General features: G+C 72.5%; 14 protein-coding genes. 8 read left to right on the top strand and 6 right to left on the bottom strand.

Features of this window, described 5'->3' with window-relative positions; all coding sequences use genetic code 11:
- Position 1: 1 nt before the first annotated feature.
- Positions 2-2,968, bottom strand: a complete 2,967-nt coding sequence (locus CF165_RS33210; RefSeq protein WP_093951543.1) for a helix-turn-helix transcriptional regulator — start codon at positions 2,966-2,968, stop codon at positions 2-4.
- Between the two features lie 76 nt (positions 2,969-3,044).
- On the opposite strand from CF165_RS33210, the gene CF165_RS33215 reads away from it, so the two are divergent.
- Positions 3,045-3,341 (top strand): nuclear transport factor 2 family protein, encoded by a 297-nt coding sequence (locus CF165_RS33215; RefSeq protein ID WP_093951699.1) that lies wholly within the window; start codon positions 3,045-3,047, stop codon positions 3,339-3,341.
- A 56-nt stretch (positions 3,342-3,397) separates the two neighbouring features.
- Here the strand turns inward: CF165_RS33215 and CF165_RS33220 are convergent, their stop codons facing one another.
- Positions 3,398-5,032: an acyl-CoA synthetase gene (locus tag CF165_RS33220; RefSeq protein WP_093951544.1), complete on the bottom strand. Its 1,635-nt coding sequence runs from the start codon at positions 5,030-5,032 to the stop codon at positions 3,398-3,400.
- Positions 5,033-5,173: 141 nt separating this feature from the next.
- Between CF165_RS33220 and CF165_RS33225 the strand changes: the two genes are divergently transcribed.
- The 6 genes from CF165_RS33225 to CF165_RS33250 are packed head-to-tail and all read left to right on the top strand — an operon-like array spanning position 5,174 to position 10,959.
- On the top strand, positions 5,174-6,862 hold the full coding sequence (locus CF165_RS33225; RefSeq protein WP_093951545.1) for a bifunctional 3'-5' exonuclease/DNA polymerase: 1,689 nt from the start codon (positions 5,174-5,176) through the stop codon (positions 6,860-6,862).
- A gap of 40 nt (positions 6,863-6,902) precedes the next feature.
- A complete protein-coding gene (locus CF165_RS33230) occupies positions 6,903-7,637 on the top strand; it encodes an ABC transporter ATP-binding protein (protein ID WP_093951546.1) in 735 nt (244 codons plus the stop codon).
- Complete coding sequence (locus tag CF165_RS33235) at positions 7,634-8,407, top strand: ABC transporter permease (protein ID WP_093951547.1); 774 nt, start codon at positions 7,634-7,636, stop codon at positions 8,405-8,407. Before CF165_RS33230 ends, CF165_RS33235 begins: the two co-directional genes overlap by 4 nt.
- The gene (locus CF165_RS33240; RefSeq protein ID WP_143268716.1) at positions 8,404-8,913 is read left to right on the top strand and encodes a hypothetical protein; all 510 of its coding nucleotides are present in this window, start codon (positions 8,404-8,406) and stop codon (positions 8,911-8,913) included. Before CF165_RS33235 ends, CF165_RS33240 begins: the two co-directional genes overlap by 4 nt.
- Before the next feature lie 26 nt (positions 8,914-8,939).
- Positions 8,940-9,635, top strand: a complete 696-nt coding sequence (locus tag CF165_RS33245) for a response regulator transcription factor (RefSeq protein ID WP_240521914.1) — start codon at positions 8,940-8,942, stop codon at positions 9,633-9,635.
- A complete protein-coding gene (locus CF165_RS33250) occupies positions 9,625-10,959 on the top strand; it encodes a sensor histidine kinase (protein ID WP_093951549.1) in 1,335 nt (444 codons plus the stop codon). Before CF165_RS33245 ends, CF165_RS33250 begins: the two co-directional genes overlap by 11 nt.
- A 102-nt stretch (positions 10,960-11,061) precedes the next feature.
- On the opposite strand, the gene CF165_RS33255 is transcribed toward CF165_RS33250, so the two are convergent.
- Positions 11,062-11,733, bottom strand: coding sequence for a hypothetical protein (locus CF165_RS33255; protein WP_143268717.1), 672 nt, complete (start codon positions 11,731-11,733; stop codon positions 11,062-11,064).
- Here CF165_RS33255 and CF165_RS33260 point away from each other — a divergent pair.
- The gene (locus CF165_RS33260) at positions 11,732-12,034 is read left to right on the top strand and encodes a hypothetical protein (RefSeq protein ID WP_143268718.1); all 303 of its coding nucleotides are present in this window, start codon (positions 11,732-11,734) and stop codon (positions 12,032-12,034) included. The genes CF165_RS33255 and CF165_RS33260 overlap by 2 nt on opposite strands.
- Here the strand turns inward: CF165_RS33260 and CF165_RS33265 are convergent.
- Genes CF165_RS33265 through CF165_RS33275 form a run of 3 tightly spaced genes read right to left on the bottom strand, consistent with a single transcriptional unit; the run spans position 11,987 to position 18,744 of the window.
- A complete protein-coding gene (locus tag CF165_RS33265) occupies positions 11,987-15,133 on the bottom strand; it encodes an efflux RND transporter permease subunit (RefSeq protein WP_093951552.1) in 3,147 nt (1,048 codons plus the stop codon). The genes CF165_RS33260 and CF165_RS33265 overlap by 48 nt on opposite strands.
- Before the next feature lie 16 nt (positions 15,134-15,149).
- The gene (locus tag CF165_RS33270) at positions 15,150-15,602 is read right to left on the bottom strand and encodes an efflux RND transporter periplasmic adaptor subunit (protein ID WP_093951553.1); all 453 of its coding nucleotides are present in this window, start codon (positions 15,600-15,602) and stop codon (positions 15,150-15,152) included.
- Positions 15,603-15,621: 19 nt separating this feature from the next.
- Positions 15,622-18,744 carry an efflux RND transporter permease subunit gene (locus tag CF165_RS33275; protein ID WP_093951554.1) on the bottom strand — a complete coding sequence of 1,041 codons (3,123 nt, stop codon included), beginning with the start codon at positions 18,742-18,744 and terminating at the stop codon, positions 15,622-15,624.
- Positions 18,745-18,843: the final 99 nt, after the last annotated feature.

An 18,843-nucleotide genomic window follows, 5' to 3' on the forward strand; every position in this document is an offset into this window, starting at 1 on the left:
ATCACGTCAGCTGCGCCGCGGCCACGGTGGCCAGCTCGGTGCGGTTCGCGATGCCCAGCTTGGCGTAGACGTGCGCGAGGTGCGTCTTCACCGTGCCGCGGCTCATGAACAGCCGGGTGCCGATCTCGGGGTTCGTGCAGCCCTCGGCCGCGAGCTTCACGACCTCCAGCTCAGTCGGCGTCAGGCTCCCCCAGCCGCTCGACGGGCGGCCGCGGGCTCCTCGGGTGCGGCGGACGAACGCGACGACGTCGTCGAGGCGCATCGGCGTCTCGTCCGTCGCGAGCCCGAGGGCGTCCAGCTCGGCCTGCTCGCTGGGACGGCGTGGGAACCCCAGCTCGGCCCGGGCCCGCGAAGCCGAGACGAGCACCCGGGCGGCGTCGGCCTCGCGTCCGGTGCGCGCGAGCAGCGTGGTCAGCGCGTCGAGACTGGCCAGGACGCCGAGGCGGAGGCCGTGGTCGACGCGCAGCGTCAGTGCTTCGTGCTGCAGCTCGGCGGCCTGCTCCGGCTCCGCCAGGTACCCCTGCTGCTCCAGGACACCGGCCAGGGGTGACGGCAGGGCCCAGCGGCGGGTGAGCTCCACGGCGGTGGTGAGCACCGAAGCGGCCTCCTCGGTCCGGCCGAGCGCGCGCAGCACGGCCCCGCGTTCGGCCAGTCCCTGCGACGCCATGTACGTCCCGGGAACGGCTTCGCGCTCGAACCAGCCCAGCGCCGCTTCGAACTCGCCGCGCCGCCAGTGCAGCTCGCCCATCACCCGGGCCATGCCCGGCACGAAGACGTCGCCAGCGGTCTCGACCAGCCGGAGGAACGGCTCCATCACGCGGAACCCGGCCTCGACGTCCCCGGCCAGGCAGTGCACCAGCGCGAGCTGGCACAGCGTCGTGTTGACCCGGTGGAAGTCCCCGAGCGGCGCGGCGACGTCGACGGCGTGCCCGGCCAGTTCACGCGCCCGCGGCAGGTCCGCCGCGTCGAGCGCGATCATCGACCGGACACTGAGGACGGTGGAGCCGAGGCCACGGTCTCCGTGGCGGAGGAGTCCTTCACCCGCTTCGGTGAGCAAGGGCGCGGCTTCGTCGTGGCGGTCGCGGACGAACTGGACGATCCCGCGCAGCATCAACGCGCTGTCGCGCGCGAAGCCGTCTCCGGCGTCTTCGGCGACCTTCTCGGCTTCGACGGCGACGTCCCAGGCGGTGTCCAGGTCCGTGTACAGGTGACCGAGGCCGGTCAGCGAAAGGCATCGCGCGCGAAGGCCCGCTTCGCCGAGTTCGGTGGCGAGGTCCAGGCCCTGCCGCGCGGCTTCGAGGTCGAACGGCGCCGTCGTGTCCGCGACGAGCCCCATCCCGGTCAGCAGCCGGGCCTGCAGGACCGTCCGGTCGTCCGGGCACCGCGCGACCGCGCGTTTCAGGTACGCCAAGCCCTCGTGGCCGCGGCCGCGCAGGTTCCACAGCCACGCGACGGCGGCGGCGAGCCGTCGTCCGCGCGTGGCGTCTTCCCGCGCCAGCCCCCATTCCAGGGCCGCGCGCAGGTTGTCGCGCTCGGGCTCCATCCGGGCCCGCCAGGCGTCCTTGTCGCGGTCCAGCTCGGGCTCGGCGGCCTCGGCCAGCGCGAGGTAGTGGTCGAGGTGGCGGTCTCGTACGGCGTCGGTCTCGCCGGCCTCGGCCAGCCGGGCGGCCGCGTACTCGCGGAGCGTCTCCAGCAGCCGGTAGCGCCCGTCTTCGGCCAGCACCAAGGACTTGTCGACGAGCCGGCCGAGCGCGGGCAGCACGGCCGGGCCGCCCGCCGCGTCGAGGGTGAACCCGCCGGCGAACACCGCGAGCCGCCGGAACACCGCGCGGTCTTCCGCGACGAGCTGGTCGTGGCTCCACGCGATCGAGCCTTCGAGGGTCCGCTGCCGCGCCGGCACCCCGCGGGGGCCGCGGGTGAGCAGCGCGAACCGGTCGTCGAGGCCGGCGTCGATCTGGTGCGGCGCCAGGGTTCCCAGCCAGGCGGCGGCCAGCTCGACGGCCAGGGGGATGCCGTCGAGCCGCGTGCAGATCGACCGGACGGCGGTCACGCTGGAACTGTCCAAAGTGAACAGTGGCCGGACCGCGCCCGCGCGTTCGACGAACAACGCGACGGCTTCCTCGACGGCCAGCGGCGGCACCCGCCACACCGTCTCCCCCGGCACGCCGAGCGGTTCCCGGCTGGTCGTCAGCACCGCGACCTCCGGGCACGACCGCAGCAGTTCGACGGCGACGTCGGCGACGCCGTCGAGCACCTGCTCGCAGTTGTCGAGGCAGAGCAGCACGCGGCGGTCACGCAGCTCCGTCGCGACCGAGCGGGCGGCGCCCACGTGCGGCTCCACCGGCACGCCGAGCGTCGCGGCGACCAGTTCGGCGACCTCGGCGTGCCCGGTGACGGCGTCCAGCTCCACCCACCACACGCCGCCGGGCCACCCGTCGGTGGCGGCCACCTGCGCGGCCAGCCGTGTCTTGCCGCTGCCGCCCGGGCCGGCCAGCGTGACGAGCCGCGTCTCGGCGAGCCGCCGCCGGACGTCGCCGACCTCGGTCTCGCGGCCGACGAACCCGGTCAGCTGCACGGGCAGGTTGTTCGGGACCGCGTCGAGCGAGCGCAGCGGCCGCGGATCGGCTGTCTCGCCGAGTTCGTAGACCCGCTCGGGCGCGGTGAGGTCCGGCAGGCGGTGGACGCCGAGGTCGCGCAGTGTGACGGCGTCCCCGAGGGCCGCCGCCGTGCGCGCCGACACGAGGATCCGGCCGTCGTCCGCCAGCGCGCGCAAGTGCTCGCAGCGGCGGACGGCCGGCCCGGCAGGCGTGCCGTCGTCGCGGACCAGCACTTCTCCGGTGTGGACGGCCGCCGGGCCGCCGGTCAGTGTCGCCAAGGCCGCTTCGGGCGTCGCGAAGACGGTTGGGGTGGCGTCGCCGGCGCACAGGATCGTGACCGTGCCCGCCGGGAGGAGTTTCGTCTCAGTCATGGCCCGGCCAGTCTGCCAGCGGATCTCGGCCAGGTGGCCGATGTTCGGCCACCCGGTGCCTGCGACCTTCGGAACCGTGGAGACGTTCGAAGAGCTGCTGGCCCGCTGGCGGGACGCCGACGCGGGCGGCGACACCGGCGCGCTGCAGCCGCTGCTGGCCGACGGCTTCCGCGGCGACGGCCCGGCCGGGCGCGTGCTCGGCAAGGCGGACTGGCCCGGCAGGCCGCCGTCGGCCGCGTTCCGGTGGACGCGCCTGGAGGTGACGCCGGGGGTCGGTGTCGCGAGCGGGCACCGCGACGGCGTCGCCTGCACGGTGGTGGCCGAAAACCGGGACGGACGCTGGCGGATCGTCAACGTCCAGCGTGGCTCATGACAGCTTTTCGGGGGTCCGGGTGGCGAAGCCCCCGGCCCGAGGCGAAGCCTCGGTTGTCACAGCAACTTGGTGCGCAGCACCTTCCCGGTCGCGTTGCGCGGCAGCTCGTCGAGGAACTCGACGTCCCGCGGCACCTTGTAACGGGCCAGGTTGGCCTTGACGTAGTCGCGGATTTCGTCGGCCTCGAGGTCGGCACCTTCGGCTCGCACCACGAACGCCTTCAGCCGTTGCCCGAACTCGGGGTCCTCGACGCCGATCACCGCCGCCTCGATCACGTCTTCGCGTTCGACCAGCAGGTTCTCCACCTCGATCGGGAACACGTTCTCGCCGCCGGAGACGATCATCTCGTCGTCGCGGCCGTCGATGAACAGCAGGCCGTCCTCGTCGAAGTGGCCGACGTCGCCGCTGGAGAGCAGGCCGTCGATGATCTCCTTGTGGCGGCCGTCGGTGTAGCCGCCGAAGCTGAGCCCGCTACCGACGAACACGCGGCCGGTCACGTGCGGCTCGGTGATCTTCCGGCCTTTTTCGTCGTACAGCGCCACCTTGCAGCCGACCGGCGCGCGGCCGACCGTGCCCGGCGCCTTCGCCCAATCCTCCGGCGTCGCGACGGTCGCCACCGCGACCTCGGTCGAGCCGTAGAGGTTGTGCACGACCGGGCCGAACGCCTCGTTCGCGCGGTTGCCGAGATCCGGCGACAGCGCCGAACCGGCGACGAAGATGATCCGCAGCGACGACGTGTCGTACTTCTCGCGGACGTCCTTCGGCAGGTCGACGATGCGCTGCAGCATGGTCGGCACCAGCACGAGCGCGGTGCAGCGGTACTCGGCGACGCCGCGCAGCGCTTCTTCGGGGTTGAACTTGCGGCGCATCACGACCTTCGAGCCGAGCGCGAAGGACAGGATGAACTGGGACAGCCCGGTGCCGTGGAACAGCGGCGCGCCCATGTAGGTGGCCTCGTTGGACCGCAGCGGGATCCGGTCGAGGAACTGCGCCGACGCGAGCGCGGAGGTGTGCGGGCGCGGCGCTCCCTTCGGCGTGCCGGTGGTGCCGCTGGTCAGCAGGACGAACCCACCCGGCTTGGCCGGCGCGGGCCACGGCCGGTCGTCGGTGCTGGCGATGATCTCGTCGAGCACCGGGACGGTCCGGTCGGTCAGGTCGGTGCCGGGGTCGACCCAGGCGAGGTAGCGGTCGACGCCGTCCGGGATCGCGTCGAGGAGGCCGGTGAACTCCTGGTCGTAGACGAGCGCTGTGACGCCTTCGCGCTTGGCGACATCGGCCAGCTGGGGCTTCGCGAAGCCGGTGTTCATCAGCAGCAGGCGGACGCCGAGCTTGCCGGACGCGGCCATCGTGAGCACCAGGCCGCGGTGGTCGCGGCACAGCGCGGCGACGACCTGGCCGGGCCGGATGCCGCGCTCCGACCACGCCCTGGCCAGCGCGTTCGACTGGTCGTCCAGCTGCTTGTAGGTGAGCGGGCCGAGCTCGTCGACGATGCCGACGGCGGCCGGGTCACGGCGCGCGGAGATGTGGTTGGCGCCGGCGAACGGGCCGTACTTCCGCAGCGCGACCAGCGAGCGCACCCCCTCGTCGAGCCGGGGGAAGGGGACGAGACCCGCCCGCCGCATCACGTCGACGCTGCGGGCCGTCTCGGCCACCTTGTCCGCCACCTGCGTGGCGAGCGCGACCAGGCTCATCCAGGCACCTCCGTTGCTGCAGGGAAAGAGCCCACGCCGACGGCGGGCGTACCGGCGGTATGGGGGCTACTGGAGAGTAAACCAACCGGGCCGGATGCGCACCCGGCGCTTTTTGTCGGTGGTGGTCGGCATGATGTCTTCGTGCAGGTGATCGCGGGGCGGGAGGAGGACGGGAGCTTCACCGTGCACACGCCGTCGTCGACGGCGACCGGGCTCGACGAGGCGGGTTTCGCGGCGCTGGCCAGGGAGCTGGAGGCCGCGCAGGAGCCGCGGTGGGTGTTCCCCTCGGTGGAAGGGACGTACCCGGTGCTGATGGCGGCCGGGCTGCGGGTGCGCCGTTGCCACGACCTCGCGCTGGCGGAGGGGCTGCTGCTGGCGTACGAGGGCCTAGACGGGCAGTCGCGGAGCCTGCGGGCGGCCTGGGCCAGGGCGAACGGCGAGGAACCGCCCGAGGATTCGGCGGACGTCGAACTGGCGCAGCCGACGCTGTTCGAAACCCGCGTGCCGACGCTGCCCGAGGGCGTGCCGGTGGTCACGGCCGCGCGGCGCGTGCTGGCGGAGCAGGAGCGCCGGGTGGCCGCGGCCGAGCACCCGGACCGGTTTCGGCTGCTGCTGGCCGCGGAGTCGGCGAGCGCGCTGGCCGCGGCGGAGATGTCGGCCGACGGGCTGCCGTGGCGGGCCGACGTGCACGAGGCGCTGCTGGCATCGCGGCTGGGGCCGCGCGTGCCGGCCGGGCAGCGGCCGAAGGCCCTGGTGGAGCTGGCGGCGAAGATCAGCGAGGCGTTCGGCGGGCGGCCGGTCAACCCGGACTCGCCGCCGAGCGTGGTCCGGGCGCTGGCCCGCGAGGGGATCGAGGTGACGGCGGCGCGGAAGTACCTCCTCAAGGGCACCGACCACCCCGCGGTCGGGCCGTTGCTGGAGTACAAGGAGCTGTCGCGGCTGTTCGCCGCGAACGGCTGGGCGTGGCTCGAGGAGTGGGTCACCGACGGCCGGTTCCGGCCGCACTACGTCGTCGGCGGGGTGGTGTCCGGGCGGTGGGCCAGCCGCGGCGGCGGGGCGCTGCAGATCCCGAAGGTGCTGCGGACGTGCGTGCGCGCGGACCCGGGCTGGAAGCTGGTGGTGGCCGACGCGGCCCAGCTGGAACCCCGGGTGCTGACGGCGTTGTCGGGCGACCGGCGGCTGGCCGGCGTCGCGGCGGCGACGGACCTGTACGCGCGGCTGGGCGAAGCGCTGTTCTCGGGTGCCCGCTGGGTGCCGGCCGCGGACGACGACCGTGACGACCGCGCCCGGGCGAAGATCGCGATGCTCTCGGCGATGTACGGCGGCACCTCCGGCGAGGCGGGGCCGCTGCTGGGCCTGCTGCGGCAGCGTTTCCCGGACGCGGTGTCCTATGTGGAGCGAGCGGCCCAGGCTGGTGAGCGCGGCGAACGAGTCCGGTCCCGGCTGGGCCGCACGTCTCCCGCGCCCTCTGCGGCTTGGCGGGCGTTGACCGGCGGCTTGGCTTCGGACGAAGCCGGGGAGCTGAAGGCCCGCCGGGCGTCGCGCGGCTGGGGCCGGTTCACCCGCAACTTCGTGGTCCAGGCGAGCGCGGCCGACATGACGGCGGTGATGCTGGCGACGTTGCGCCGTCGCCTCCCCGCACCGGCCCACCTGGTCTTCTTCCAGCACGACGAGGTCATCGTCCACACCCCGGCCGAGCTGGCCGAGGCAGTCACTCAGTCCATTGTGGACTCGATGGACGAGGCGGCGAAGCTGCTGTTCGGGCCGGCCTGCCCGGTCCGCTTCCCCTTGCACATCGCCCCGGTCGACACCTACGCCGACGCGAAGTAGCTCTTATCGTTCTCACATCCGGCGGTGGTGCGCTGGGGGGATGGAACCCGTGCTGGCCGCCGAGCGGCTCACGAAACGGTACGGCCCGCGCGTCGCCGTGGACCAGCTGAGCTTCAGCGCGCACGCCGGGGAGATCCTCGGGCTCCTCGGCCCGAACGGTGCCGGGAAGACGACCACGATCCGGCTGCTGACGACGATCCTCACCCCGACCGGCGGCACCTTCTCGGTCGCCGGGGTGCCGTCGACGGAACCCGCCGAAATCCGCCGCCGCGTCGGCGTGCTGCCCGAGAGCGCGGGCTACCCGGCGCAGGAGACCGGCTGGGAGTACCTCCGTTACCACGGCCGGCTTTTCGGCCTCGACGCCCGCGCCGCCGGTGAGCGCGCCGAACGGCTGCTCGGCGAGGTCGGCCTCGCCGACCGGGCCCGGACGCGGATCGCGTCCTACAGCCGCGGCATGCGCCAGCGGCTCGGCATCGCCCGCGCGCTGGTCAACGAACCCGCCGCACTGTTCCTGGACGAGCCCACCCTCGGCCTCGACCCCGCCGGGCAAGCCCGGATCCTCGACCTCGTAAGGGACGTCGCGCGGCGCAGCGGCGCCGTCGTCGTCCTCAGCACGCACACCCTGCACGAGGTGGAGCAGCTGTGCACGCACGTGCTGATCCTCCACCGGGGCAAGGTCCTGATGACCGGCACGCCCGAAGACGTCACGCGGCAGGCCGGTGCGGACCGGCTCGCCGACGCGTTCCTCGTGATGACCGGGGAGGCGGCCGGATGAGCGCCCGGGTCGTGGCCGCGCAGGAGGCGCGCGACCTGTGGCTGAGCGGGCGGGCGCCGTGGCTGCTGTTCGCGTTCAGCCTGCTGGTCAGCGCGATCACGTACTTCACGGCGATCGACCAGACGCTGAACTTCCTGGAGCACCGGGAAGCCGTGAACTTCACGCTGCAGATCGCGGTCGGCGTCGGCGTCCTCGTGACGCTGGTGGTCAGTGCCGACGGCATCAGCGGCGAACGCGAACGCGGCACGCTCGAATGCCTCCTGCTCACCCCGGTCCCGCGGCGGTCGATCCTGCTCGGCAAGCTCGTCGCCGCGCTTTCGGTGTGGTTCGGCGCCTTCGTCGTCACGGTGCCCTACATCTGGGTGCTCGGGAACGGTGTTTCGCTGGTGGTCGGCGCGCTCGTGCTCGCCCTGACCGTCGGCACCCTGCTCGCCGCCGGGCTGGCCGCGGCGGGCCTGCTGATCAGCTCGGTGTCCGGCGGCAACAAGGCCAGCCTGGCGATCAGCCTGTTCCTGCTGCTCGCGCTGTTCGCGCCGACGCAGCTGCCCGGCGGGCTGCCGCGCGGCTGGTTCTTCGACGTGCTGACCCGGGCCAACCCGGTCGCGTCCGGGCTGCACTACGTCGGCCTGGTGCTGGTGGGCGGGCACGCCTGGACGCGGGATCTCGGCTACCTCGTGTCCCCGGTTGCCCTCCTCGCGCTGGCCACGGCCGTGCTGACCGCGTGGAGCCCGCGGCTGGTCCGGCTGTTCCCGGGGGTGCGGGCGGCATGACGAAGACACTCCTTCTCGTGGCGGGCCTGCTGTTCGCGTTGGCCTCGCCCGCGGCCGCCGCCGACGTGAGCTTCGACCGGGCCGCCGTCGCGATGTCCGTCGGCGAGCGGGTGACACTCGCGAGCACGATCAGCAACCCCGGTGCCGGACCGAGCGGGCAGATCCTCGCCCACCTCAACGTCGTCAGCCTCACCGACAGCGTGTACGTCGACCCGGAGGACTGGTCGTCGGAGCGCAGCCAGGTGATCGAGGACCTCGGGCCCGGCGAAGCCCGGACGTTGAGCTGGCCGATCCAGGCCGTCGACGCCGGCAGTTTCGCCGTCTACGTCGTGCTGCTGCCGGACACCGGCCGGGGGCCGCTGGTGGTGAGCCCGCCGGTGCACCTCGACGTCGCCGGGAAACGGACGCTCGACGCCGGCGGCGCGCTTCCGGTGGTGCTCGTGGTGCCGGTGCTGCTCGGCCTCGGCGCGGGCGCGATCCGGTATCGACGGGCGAGAAACCGCTGATCAGCGGGCTAGACTAAGGAATGCCCGTGACGCCTTCGGCCGCACGCGTGCTCGTCGTCGAGGACGAGCGCACGGTCGCGGCCGCCCTGGCCGAAGGGCTGCGGCACGACGGGTTCGCCGTCGAGACGGCCGGGGACGGGCTGGTCGCGCTCGACCTCGGCCTGAACGGCCGGTACGACCTGATCGTGCTCGACCTGATGCTGCCTGGGCTCGCCGGGTTCGACCTGTGCACGCGGTGGCGGGCGGCCGGGATCGGCACGCCGGTGCTGGTGCTGACCGCGCGCGACGGCGAGCAGGACCAGGTGCGGGCGCTGACCCTCGGCGCGGACGACTACCTGCCCAAGCCGTTCTCCTACCGCGTGCTGCTGGCGCGGCTGCGGGCCCTGCTGCGCCGGACCGGGCCGCGGGACGCGACGAGCCTGGCCGCGGGCGACCTCGTCCTCGACCGGGCGGCGCGCACGTGCCGCCGCGGCACGGCGGCGATCGACCTGACGCCGCGCGAGTTCGCGCTGCTGGAACTGCTGATGTCCCGGCCGGGGCGGGTGGTGCCCAAGGCGTTCGCCCTGGAACGGGTCTGGGACGGCGTCCTGGCCGCCGGCGAGACGAACGTGCTGGAGGTCTACATCGGCTACCTGCGGCGCAAGGTCGACCTGCCGTTCGGGCGGCACGCGATCGGCACCGTCCGCGGCACCGGCTACCGGCTCGATCCCGATGGCGGTTAGGCGGCTGGGCACGGTCCGGGTCCGGCTGACCGTGCTGGCGGTGCTCGTCGTGGGGCTCGGCCTGCTGGCCGGCGGCGCGGTCGTCGTCACGCTGGTCCGGCAGAACCTCACGGTCAACGCCGAAAACCTGGCGCGGCAACGGGCTCACGACACGGCTGCCGAGGTGGCCGCCGCCGGGACGGGACGCGTGCCGCTCGGGGCCGCCCTGGTCCAGGTCGTCGACCGGAGTGGCCGGGTGGTCGCGGCGGGGACGGCACTGGCCGGGCGCGGCCCGCTGCTGCCGGGGTGGCCGGACGGTTCGGGGCCGGCGATCGTCGAAAACCCGGGCATCGAGGAGGACCACGACTACACGGTCGCGGGCGTGACGGTGACCGCCGGCTCCGGCTCGCTGGCCGTCTACGCGGCGAGTTCGCTGGACCCGGCCGCCGAGGCCGTGGACGCGACGACGTCGGCGCTGGCGGTCAGCTCACCGGTGCTGCTGGCGGGGATCGCGGCGCTGGCGTGGCTGCTGGTGGGACGGGCACTGCGGCCGGTCGAGGCGATCCGCCACGAGGTGGCCGGGATCGGCGCCGGCGAGCTGGCCCGGCGGGTGCCCGAACCGGCGACCGCGGACGAGGTCGGCCTGCTCGCCCGGACGATGAACGCGATGCTCGGCAGGCTGCAGTTCTCGGCCGAGCGGCAGTCCCGGTTCGTCGCCGATGCCGCGCACGAGCTGCGGAGCCCGGTGGCGGGCATGCTGGCCCGGCTGGAGGTCGGCCTGGCCCACCCGGACCGGACGGACTGGCCGCGGCTGGCGCGGGACACCCACCAGGAAGCCGCACGGCTGGCCGCCGTCACGGACGAGCTGCTGACTCTGTCCAAACTGGACTCTTCATCAGGTGCCACGGGGCCGGTCGACCTGGACGAGCTCGTGCTCGCCGAGACGGAGTCGCTGAGCGCACGCGGGAAGGTGCGGGTCGGGCTTTCGCCGTTCACCCCGGCGCGGCTGCCGGGCCGGGCGGGCGAGCTGCGACGGCTGATCCGCAACCTGCTGGACAACGCCGAGCGGCACGCGACGTCCCGGGTGACGGTCGGCTTGTCCACTGAGGACGGTCACGCGGAGCTGGTGGTGACCGACGACGGGGCGGGGATTCCGCCCGCGGACCGCGAGCGCGTGTTCGCGCGGTTCAGCCGCCTCGACGCGGCCCGAACCCGCGACGACGGCGGCACGGGCCTCGGGCTGGCGATAGTCCGCGAAGTCGCGACCGGCCACGGCGGCTCCGCCTGGGTGGCCGACTCCCCCGGCGGCGCCGAGGTCCACGTCCGCCTGCCCCGTGAGACCTGAGCGCCCCAATGTGGCGTTCGGTGCGTCCAACGCACCCAATGTGGCGTTCGGTGCGTCAGACGCAACCAACGCCACATTGGGGCGTTTGGGCGCCGCGGGACGTCAGGGGCCTTGCAGGGGAGCCGAGTTCTTGTAGATCGGGTGGGTGGCGCGGCCGTGCTGGTCCAGCTTGCGGGTCTCCTCGCGGGCCTTCGCCAGCTCAGCCGGGCTCAACGTCGTCCGCTCGACCAGCACCAGCGTCTCCCCCTCGGGGTCGCCGACCGCTTCCACGCGGACGTTGCCGATGCCCGGGGCGTACGACTTGCGCTGGACGCCGGAATCCGGGGCCAGCGGGCTGCGCTCGTCCACCACCCGGACCTGGTCGTAGCAGCCCAGCGGGACGCACGTCTTGTCCGCGGCCTTGACGTCCTTGGCGCAGTCCAGGAACTCGACGTCCGGCGACGAGCCCTGCAGCACCTCCGGCGTGCCGAGCTGCACCTTCGCCGGGACCTGGATGCCCGCCTCCGCGCGGGACAGCCCGGCGATCCACGTGCTCGGCGCGCCGCTGAACTTGCCGCCCTTGTACTCCTCCGGGTACTCGCCGAAGTTCCACACGTTGCCGCCGTCGTCCTGGGCGAAGAACGCCAGCTCCGCTTCCGACACCGTGTTCTTGTCGGTGTCGACGTCCCAGGTGACGAGGTTCGGGACCCCGTCGATCACCTTGGTCAGGTCGGTGACCGTGAACGTGATCCGGTGCGGCAGCACGCCGCCGCCGCGGTTGGCTCGGCCTTCCATGACCATCCGGGTCCCCGGCACGAGCGGCATCCACTGGCCGGTGATCTTCGTCGGCTGCGAGAACACGCGCGGGTCCAGTGCCGGGATGTGCACCGGCCCGCACGTCGGCACCGCGACCGCGGGCTGCACGGTGGCGGACGTCGAAGGAGCAGGAGCCACCCGGGAAGTGCTGGACGGCGAAGGCGACGCCGGTGGCGCGGAAGGCGTCGTCCCGCACCCGCTCACCACGAGCAGCGGGCCGACCGTGAGAAGGCTAAACGTGCTGCGGCGCATCGGATTCCTCGATCCCGGCGGGCCGTGAAGCCCGGCCGAAGCGCAGGTACAGGGCAGGCAGGACGAACAGGTTGAGCAGCGTCGAGGTGACCAGGCCGCCGGCGATCACCACGGCCATCGGGTGCTCGATCTCGTGGCCCGGGATGTCCCCGGCGACCACCAGCGGCAGCACCGCGAGCCCGGTCGCGAGCGCGGTCATCACGATCGGCCGCAGCCGCTCGCGGGCCCCGCGCAGCACCAGGTCGAGCCCGAACGGCACGCCCTCGGCCTCTTCCAGGTGGTGGAAGTGGCTGATCATCATGATGCCGTTGCGCGCGGCGATGCCGAACACGGTGAACAAGCCGACCAGGGCGCCCAGGGACAGCACCCCGCCGTTGATCAGCGCGGCCAGGATGCCGCCGACGACGGCCATCGGCAGCGCGAAGAACGCGAGCACCGTCATCCGCCAGTTGCGGAACGCCGACTGCAGCAGCAACAGGACCGCGATCGCCGCGCCGATCGCGACGAGCAGGATCCGGTCCTGCGCGGCCTGCCGCTCCTGGTACGTGCCGAGCAGCTCGGCGTGGAACCCCTGCGGGTACTGGACGGCCTTCAGCTTCTGCTCGATGTCGCCGACCACCGCGCCGAGATCCCGCCCGGACACGTCGGCCAGGACGTCGATGCGGCGTGCGGCGTTCTCGTGCCGGATCGAGTTCGGTACCGGGACGACGGCGACGTCCGCGACGTCGCTCAGCTTCACCTGGCCGCCGGACGGCGTGTCCAGCAGCAGGTTCTGGACGTCGGTGACGCTCCGCCGGGTCTGGGGTGTGCTCCACACCTGGACGTCGTAGGTCTTGCCGCCGCGGTAGATGTCGCCGACCTCTTCGCCCGCGACCAGCGTGCCCGCGGCCCGGCGCACGTCGCCCGGCTTGAGCCCGTACTTCTGGGCCGCGTCGAGCTTCACCGTCACCTGCAGCTGCGGCTCGTCCTGCTGCAGCTCGACCTTCGCGTCCACAGTGCCCTCGACGCCGGCGATCGCGTTCTTGACCTCCTCCGCCTTGGCGCGCATGGTCTCCAGGTCGGTGCCGAAGATCCGCACGGTGATCGGGTTGCTCGACCCGGTCAGCACCTCTTCGATGCGTTCGGCGAGGTAGGTCTCGACGTTGTGGAACATCCCCGGGTACCGGTTGACGACGTCCTCGACGGCTTCGAGCGTGCTGTCGTAGTCGACGTCCGGGTCGACGCTGATCCAGTTCTCGCCGAAGTCCACGCCGGCGATCTCCTCGGCGAGGAACGCCTGCCCGATGTGCGAACCGAAGTTCCGCACCCCGGGAATCGCGCGCAGGTCGTGGCTGACGTTCTCGACGATCCGCCGCTCCTCGGGCAGGGACGTGCCCGGCTTGGTGATCCAGTGGATCAGGAAGCCGCGTTCCTTGAACTCCGGGAACAGCGACGCCCCCAGCAGCGGGAACACCGCGATCCCGGCGATCAGCAGCACTCCGGCCCCGGCGAACGCGCGCCGCGGATGGCGCACGACCCGGCTCAGCAACGCCGTGTACCGGGGTTGCAGCCAGCGCACCACCGGGGACTCGCGCCGTTCGAAGTTGCCTCTGCGCAACAGGATCAGGCACAACGCCGGGGTGACGGTCAGCGCCACCGACATCGACGCGAGGATCGCGAGCGCGTAGGCCAACGCCAGTGGCCGGAAGAACGAGCCTGACAGCCCCGGCAGCAGGATCACCGGCGCCACGGCGGCGACTTCGATCGCCGTCGCGTAGATGATCGCCTTCCGCACTTCCAGCGACGCCGACAAGATCACCCGCGCGGTCGCCCCGCGCGTCGCGTCCGGATGGTCGGCGCGATGCTGTTTCAGCCGCCGGAACACGTTCTCGACGTCGACGATCGCGTCGTCCACGACGTCGCCGAGCGCGATCACCAGCCCGGCCAGGATCATCGTGTTGATCGTGTAGCCCGCCGCGTCGAGGATCAACCCGACCGTGATCACCGACAGCGGGATCGCCACCAGGCTGATCAGCGCGGTCCGCCAGTCCCACAGGAACAGGCCCAGCATCAGCACCAGCAGCAGCGCGCCGATGACCATCGACGTCGTCAGGTTGCCCAGTGCCGCCTGGATGAACGTCGCCGGCCGGAAGATCGTCGTGTCGATGTCGATGCCCTGCAGCCCCGGCCGCATCTCGTCGATCGCCTGCTCGACGCCCTTGTCGATGTCGAGGGAGTTGCCCCACGGGAACTTCTCCACGACGAGCATCAGGCCGGTGCCGTCGTTGATCACCGCGTCGCCGATCAGCGGCGGGTGGTCGCGCACGACGTCGGCGACTTCGCCGAGCCGCACCGGCGGCCCGTTGGTCCGCTCGACGGCGACCTGCGCGAGGTCCTTCGCGGTGACGATCGGCGGCAGGTTCTGCAGGCCGAGGCGCTGGTTCGGGGTGTCGACGAACCCGCCGGTGCCGAGGACCGCGCCGTCGGTGAACTGCAGCAGCCCGGAGTCGACCGCGTTCGACGCCGCCTCCATGACCTGGGTGAGCGTGACACCCTTGTCCTTCAGGCGTTTCGGGTCGACCTGCACCTGCTGCAGGTCCAGCCGCTCGCCCCAGATCGCCACGTTCGCCACGCCGGGAACGCGCAGGATCCGCGACCGCAGCGTCCAGTAGGCGATGTTCGACAGGTCGAGCAGGCCGACGGTCTTGGAGCTGACCCCGATGTGCATCGCGCGGCTGGTCGCCGACAGCGGCGGCCGGATCACCGGCGGCGCCGCCCACGTCGGCAGCTGGTGGGCGACGGTGCCGATCCGCTCGGACACCAGCTGCTCGGCGTTGAGGACGTCGGTGCCGTCCTTGAAGATCATCTCGATCGACGAGACCCCGGAGACCGACTTGGACCGGATCGTGTCGATGCCCGCGACGCCGTTGAACGCCTGCTCGAGCGGCACGGTGACCAGGCTCTCCACCTCGGTCGCGTTCAGCCCGGTGCACAGGGTCTGCACCTCGACGCGGGGCGGCGCGAACTCGGGGAACACGTCCACCGGTGCCTTCTTCAGCTCCAGCGAGCCGAAGAACAGCAGCGCGCCGGCCAGCGCGAGTACCAGGAACCGGCCCTTGAGGCTCGACCCGACGATCCACCGCAGCATCGCACGACTCCCCGCGTCACTCGCCGATTTCGACTTCGGCGCCGAACAGTTCGGACGCGCCGACGGTCACCACGGTCGTGCCCGAGGGCGGGCCGTCGGCGAGCACCACGCGGTCGCCGGTGATCGTGTCGACGACGAGCTTGGCCCGCTTGAAGACCAGCGGTGCCGAAGTCGCGTACACGTACGCGTCGCCCTTCGGGTCGTACAGCAGGGCCGCATAGGGCACGACCTTGCGCGGGACGCCGTCGACGTTCTCCTCGCGCACGGTGCCGGTCTGCAGCCCGATCCGCTCGGCCGCGTCGGAAGTCAGGGTCACCGCGGGGATTTCGCCCTCGGGGACCTGCTCGACCATCGCGGGTGCCTCGTTCGGCCCACCGGCCGACGTCCCGGACGCCTTCGCGCACCCGGCCAAGGCCAGGCCCGCGGCGATCACGACGACGCCGGTCCGTACGTGCTTGCTGATAAGCATTTCGCTCCTCTCCGCGGACTCAGGCTTGCTCATCCACTGTGGACACTTCGGTTTCCCCGGCCAGTGCCGTGTCCGTCATCGGATCCCCGCGCCGGGCGCCGAAGACCAGGTACAGCGCCGGGACGACGAACGCGACCAGAACCGTCGACGTGACCAGCCCGCCGAGCACGGCCACCGCCATCGGGTGCACGATCTCCAGCCCCGCCGCGGTGCCGAAGAACAGCACCGGCAGGAAGAACAGCGCCAGGGCGACGGCGGTCGCGACCACGCCGCCGAGCGCCTCGTGCGTGCCGCGCACGACCAGCCCGGGGCCGAACCCGGCACCGTCGTCACGCAGGCGCCGGTAGCGGCGGACCAGCGCGACCGTGCCCCGCACGGCGACCCCGAGCACCAGCAGCAGACCCGCCAGGGAGCCGAGCGACAGCACGCCGCCGGCCAGGACGGTCAGCAGCACCCCGCCGGAGAGCGCGAACGGCAGCGCGACGAACGTCAGCCCGGCCAGGCGCCAGCTCGCGAACGCGGCCTGCAGCAGGAGGAACACGCCCAGCGCGGCGGCGATCGCGACCGCCAGCAGCATGCCTTGCGCGGCCTGCTTTTCCGCGTGGTCGCCGAGCAGCGCGGCGTGGTATTCGAGCGGGAACCGGACGTCCTTGAGCCGGTTCCGCACGTCCGCGGACACGTCGCTCACCGACCGTCCGGACACCGAGGCCGTGATGTCGATCCGCCGCGAGACGTCCTCGCGCTTGATCACCGTCGGCTTCGACCCGATGGTCACGTTGGCGACATCGCCGAGCCGCACGTGCCCGCCGCTGGGAGTGTCGAGCACGAGGTCGCGCACGCTGGAAAGACTGCTGCGGGTGGCGGGCGTGCCGCGCACGACGACCTCGAAGATCTTCTGGCCCTCGTACAGGCTGCCGACCTCGGTGCCGTTCACCAGCGTCGCCGCTTCGCGCCGGACGTCACCCGGCTTGATCCCGACCCGCGCCGCCGCGGCGAGATCGACGTCGACGAGCATGGTCGGTTCCTCGTCCTGCGTCTCGATCCGCGGGCCGACGATGCCGGAGACCCCGGCGAGCATGGCCCGGACCTCGTCGGCCTTGCGGTGCAGGACGTCGACGTCCTGGCCGTACAGCCGGACCGTCACGTCGTCGCTGCTCGTCGCGAGGATCTCCGCCGCGCGGCTCTCGCCGTAGGTCTGGACTTCGCTCTTCATGCCGGGATAGCGGCTCACGGCGCGGCGGACCGACGCGAGCGTGGCGTCGTAGTCCGCGCCGGGTTCGAGTGTGAGCCACAGCTGGCTGGAGTTCGTCCCGACCACCTGATCGGCCAGCACCGCGCGGCCGACCTGCACGGCGACGTTCCGCACGCCGCCGATCCGCTTCAGCTCGTCGCCGGCCCGTCCGCTGATGCGGTTCATCTCCGGCAGCGAGGTCCCGGCCGGGCCGTTGAACTGGACCAGGACGTCCGGGTCCTTCGCGGCCGGGACGAACGAGCGGGACACCAGCGGGAACAGGCCGATCCCGGCGACCACCACGACCAGCGCGCCGACCAGGATCCGGCGGGGGTGGCCGAGGGCGCGCGAGAGGAACCGCGATTCCCGCCCGGCCCGCGGGTGCGTCGGCCGGAGGAGCAGCAGCCCGAGCACCGGGGTGAGGGTCAGCGCGACCACCAGCGACGCCAGCACGGCGGCGCCGTAGGCCAGCACCAGCGGGAGGTAGAACGTGCGGGCCTGGCCGTCGAGGAAGAACACCGGGACCGCGGCCAGCAGCGCGATCGCCGTCGCGAAGACCGCCGAGTTCCGCGCGGCCAGGCTCGCCTCCACGACCAGCTCCGCCCGGGACTTCCCGTCGTCGCCGAGGCCGAGCCGGATCTCGCGCAGGCCGGTCAGGACGTCGTCGACGACCAGCCCGGCCGCCGCCACCAGCCCGGCGACGGTCAGCAGGTTGACCGTCGCGACTGCCGCGGTGAACAGGCTCAGCACGAGCCAGCCGGCCGCCAGGGACATCACGAGCGAGACCGCGCCGGCGAGCACGCCCCGCCACGAGCGCAGCGTCAGCGCGAACACGGCCAGCAGCAGGATCCCGCCGATCAGCAGCCACAGGCCGACGTTGCCGATCGCCGAGGAGAGGAACGCCGCCGGCCGGAACACGCCGGTGTCGACGTCGACGCCCTGCAGGCCGGGACCCAGGTCGCCGATCGCCTCGTCGAGCCCGCGGGTGACGGAAAGGGTGTCGGCGCCGGGGAACTTCTCGACAACCAGGATGAGGCTGGGTCCACTGTGGACGGCGGCGTCACCGATCAGCGGCTGGTGGTCCTTGACGACGGTGGTGACGTCGCCGAGCTTGACGATGCGGTTCGGCGTGTCTTCGACGGTGACCTTCGCGAGGTCCTCGGCCGAGACGATCGGCGACACGTGCTGGATGCCGAGCCGCTGGTTGTCCGTGTCGAAGAACCCACCCGATCCGGGCGTGGACGCTTCGAGGAAGCTCAGCGGCGAAACCCACATCGCGTTGCCCGCGGTCTGCAGCACCTGCGCGACCGAGATGTCGGAGGCGGCCAGGCGCTTCGGGTCGACCTGGACCTGCAGCTGCTGGTCGCGCTGGCCCCAGATGGACACGTTCGCGACGCCGGGCACGCCCATCAGGCGCGGCTTGATCGTCCACCGGGCGAGCACGGACGTGTCGATCAGCGAAAGCGTCTTCGGGCTCAGGCCGATCATCATGACCCGGCTGGAGGAAGACAGCGGCTCCAGCATGATCGGCGGCTTCGACACGTTCGGCAGGGCCTTGGCCTGGGTGATGCGCTCCTGCACGACCTGGCGCGCCTTCAGCGGGTCGGTGCCGGGCTCGAACACGAGCGTCAGCGAGGACAGCCCGGGCAGCGACTCCGACCGGATCGTGTCGAGCCACGCGACACCGTTGAGCAGGTCGGCCTCGAGCGGCACGGTGATCAGCTGCTCGATCTCGGCCGCCGAAAGCCCCAGCGCCTCGGTCTGCACCTCGACCGAGGTGGGCGAGAACTCCGGCAGCGCGTCCAGGGACGCGGCCCGCAGCTGCGTGAAGCCGAACGCCAGCACCGCGACGGCGGCGACGATCACCAGCAGCCGCAGCTTCACGCTCTGAGCGACGATCCAGCGCGTCATGGCAGGACCCCTCCCGCACGATTGGTCTTCCATTGCGCCATCGCGGCGGGCGCGGCCGCATCGTCAAAGTTGAGGAAAGCCGCTCTGTAATCTGCGCTG

The sequence above is a fragment of the Amycolatopsis vastitatis genome (genome assembly GCF_002234595.1).
In the GTDB taxonomy this organism is placed as follows: domain Bacteria; phylum Actinomycetota; class Actinomycetes; order Mycobacteriales; family Pseudonocardiaceae; genus Amycolatopsis; species Amycolatopsis vastitatis.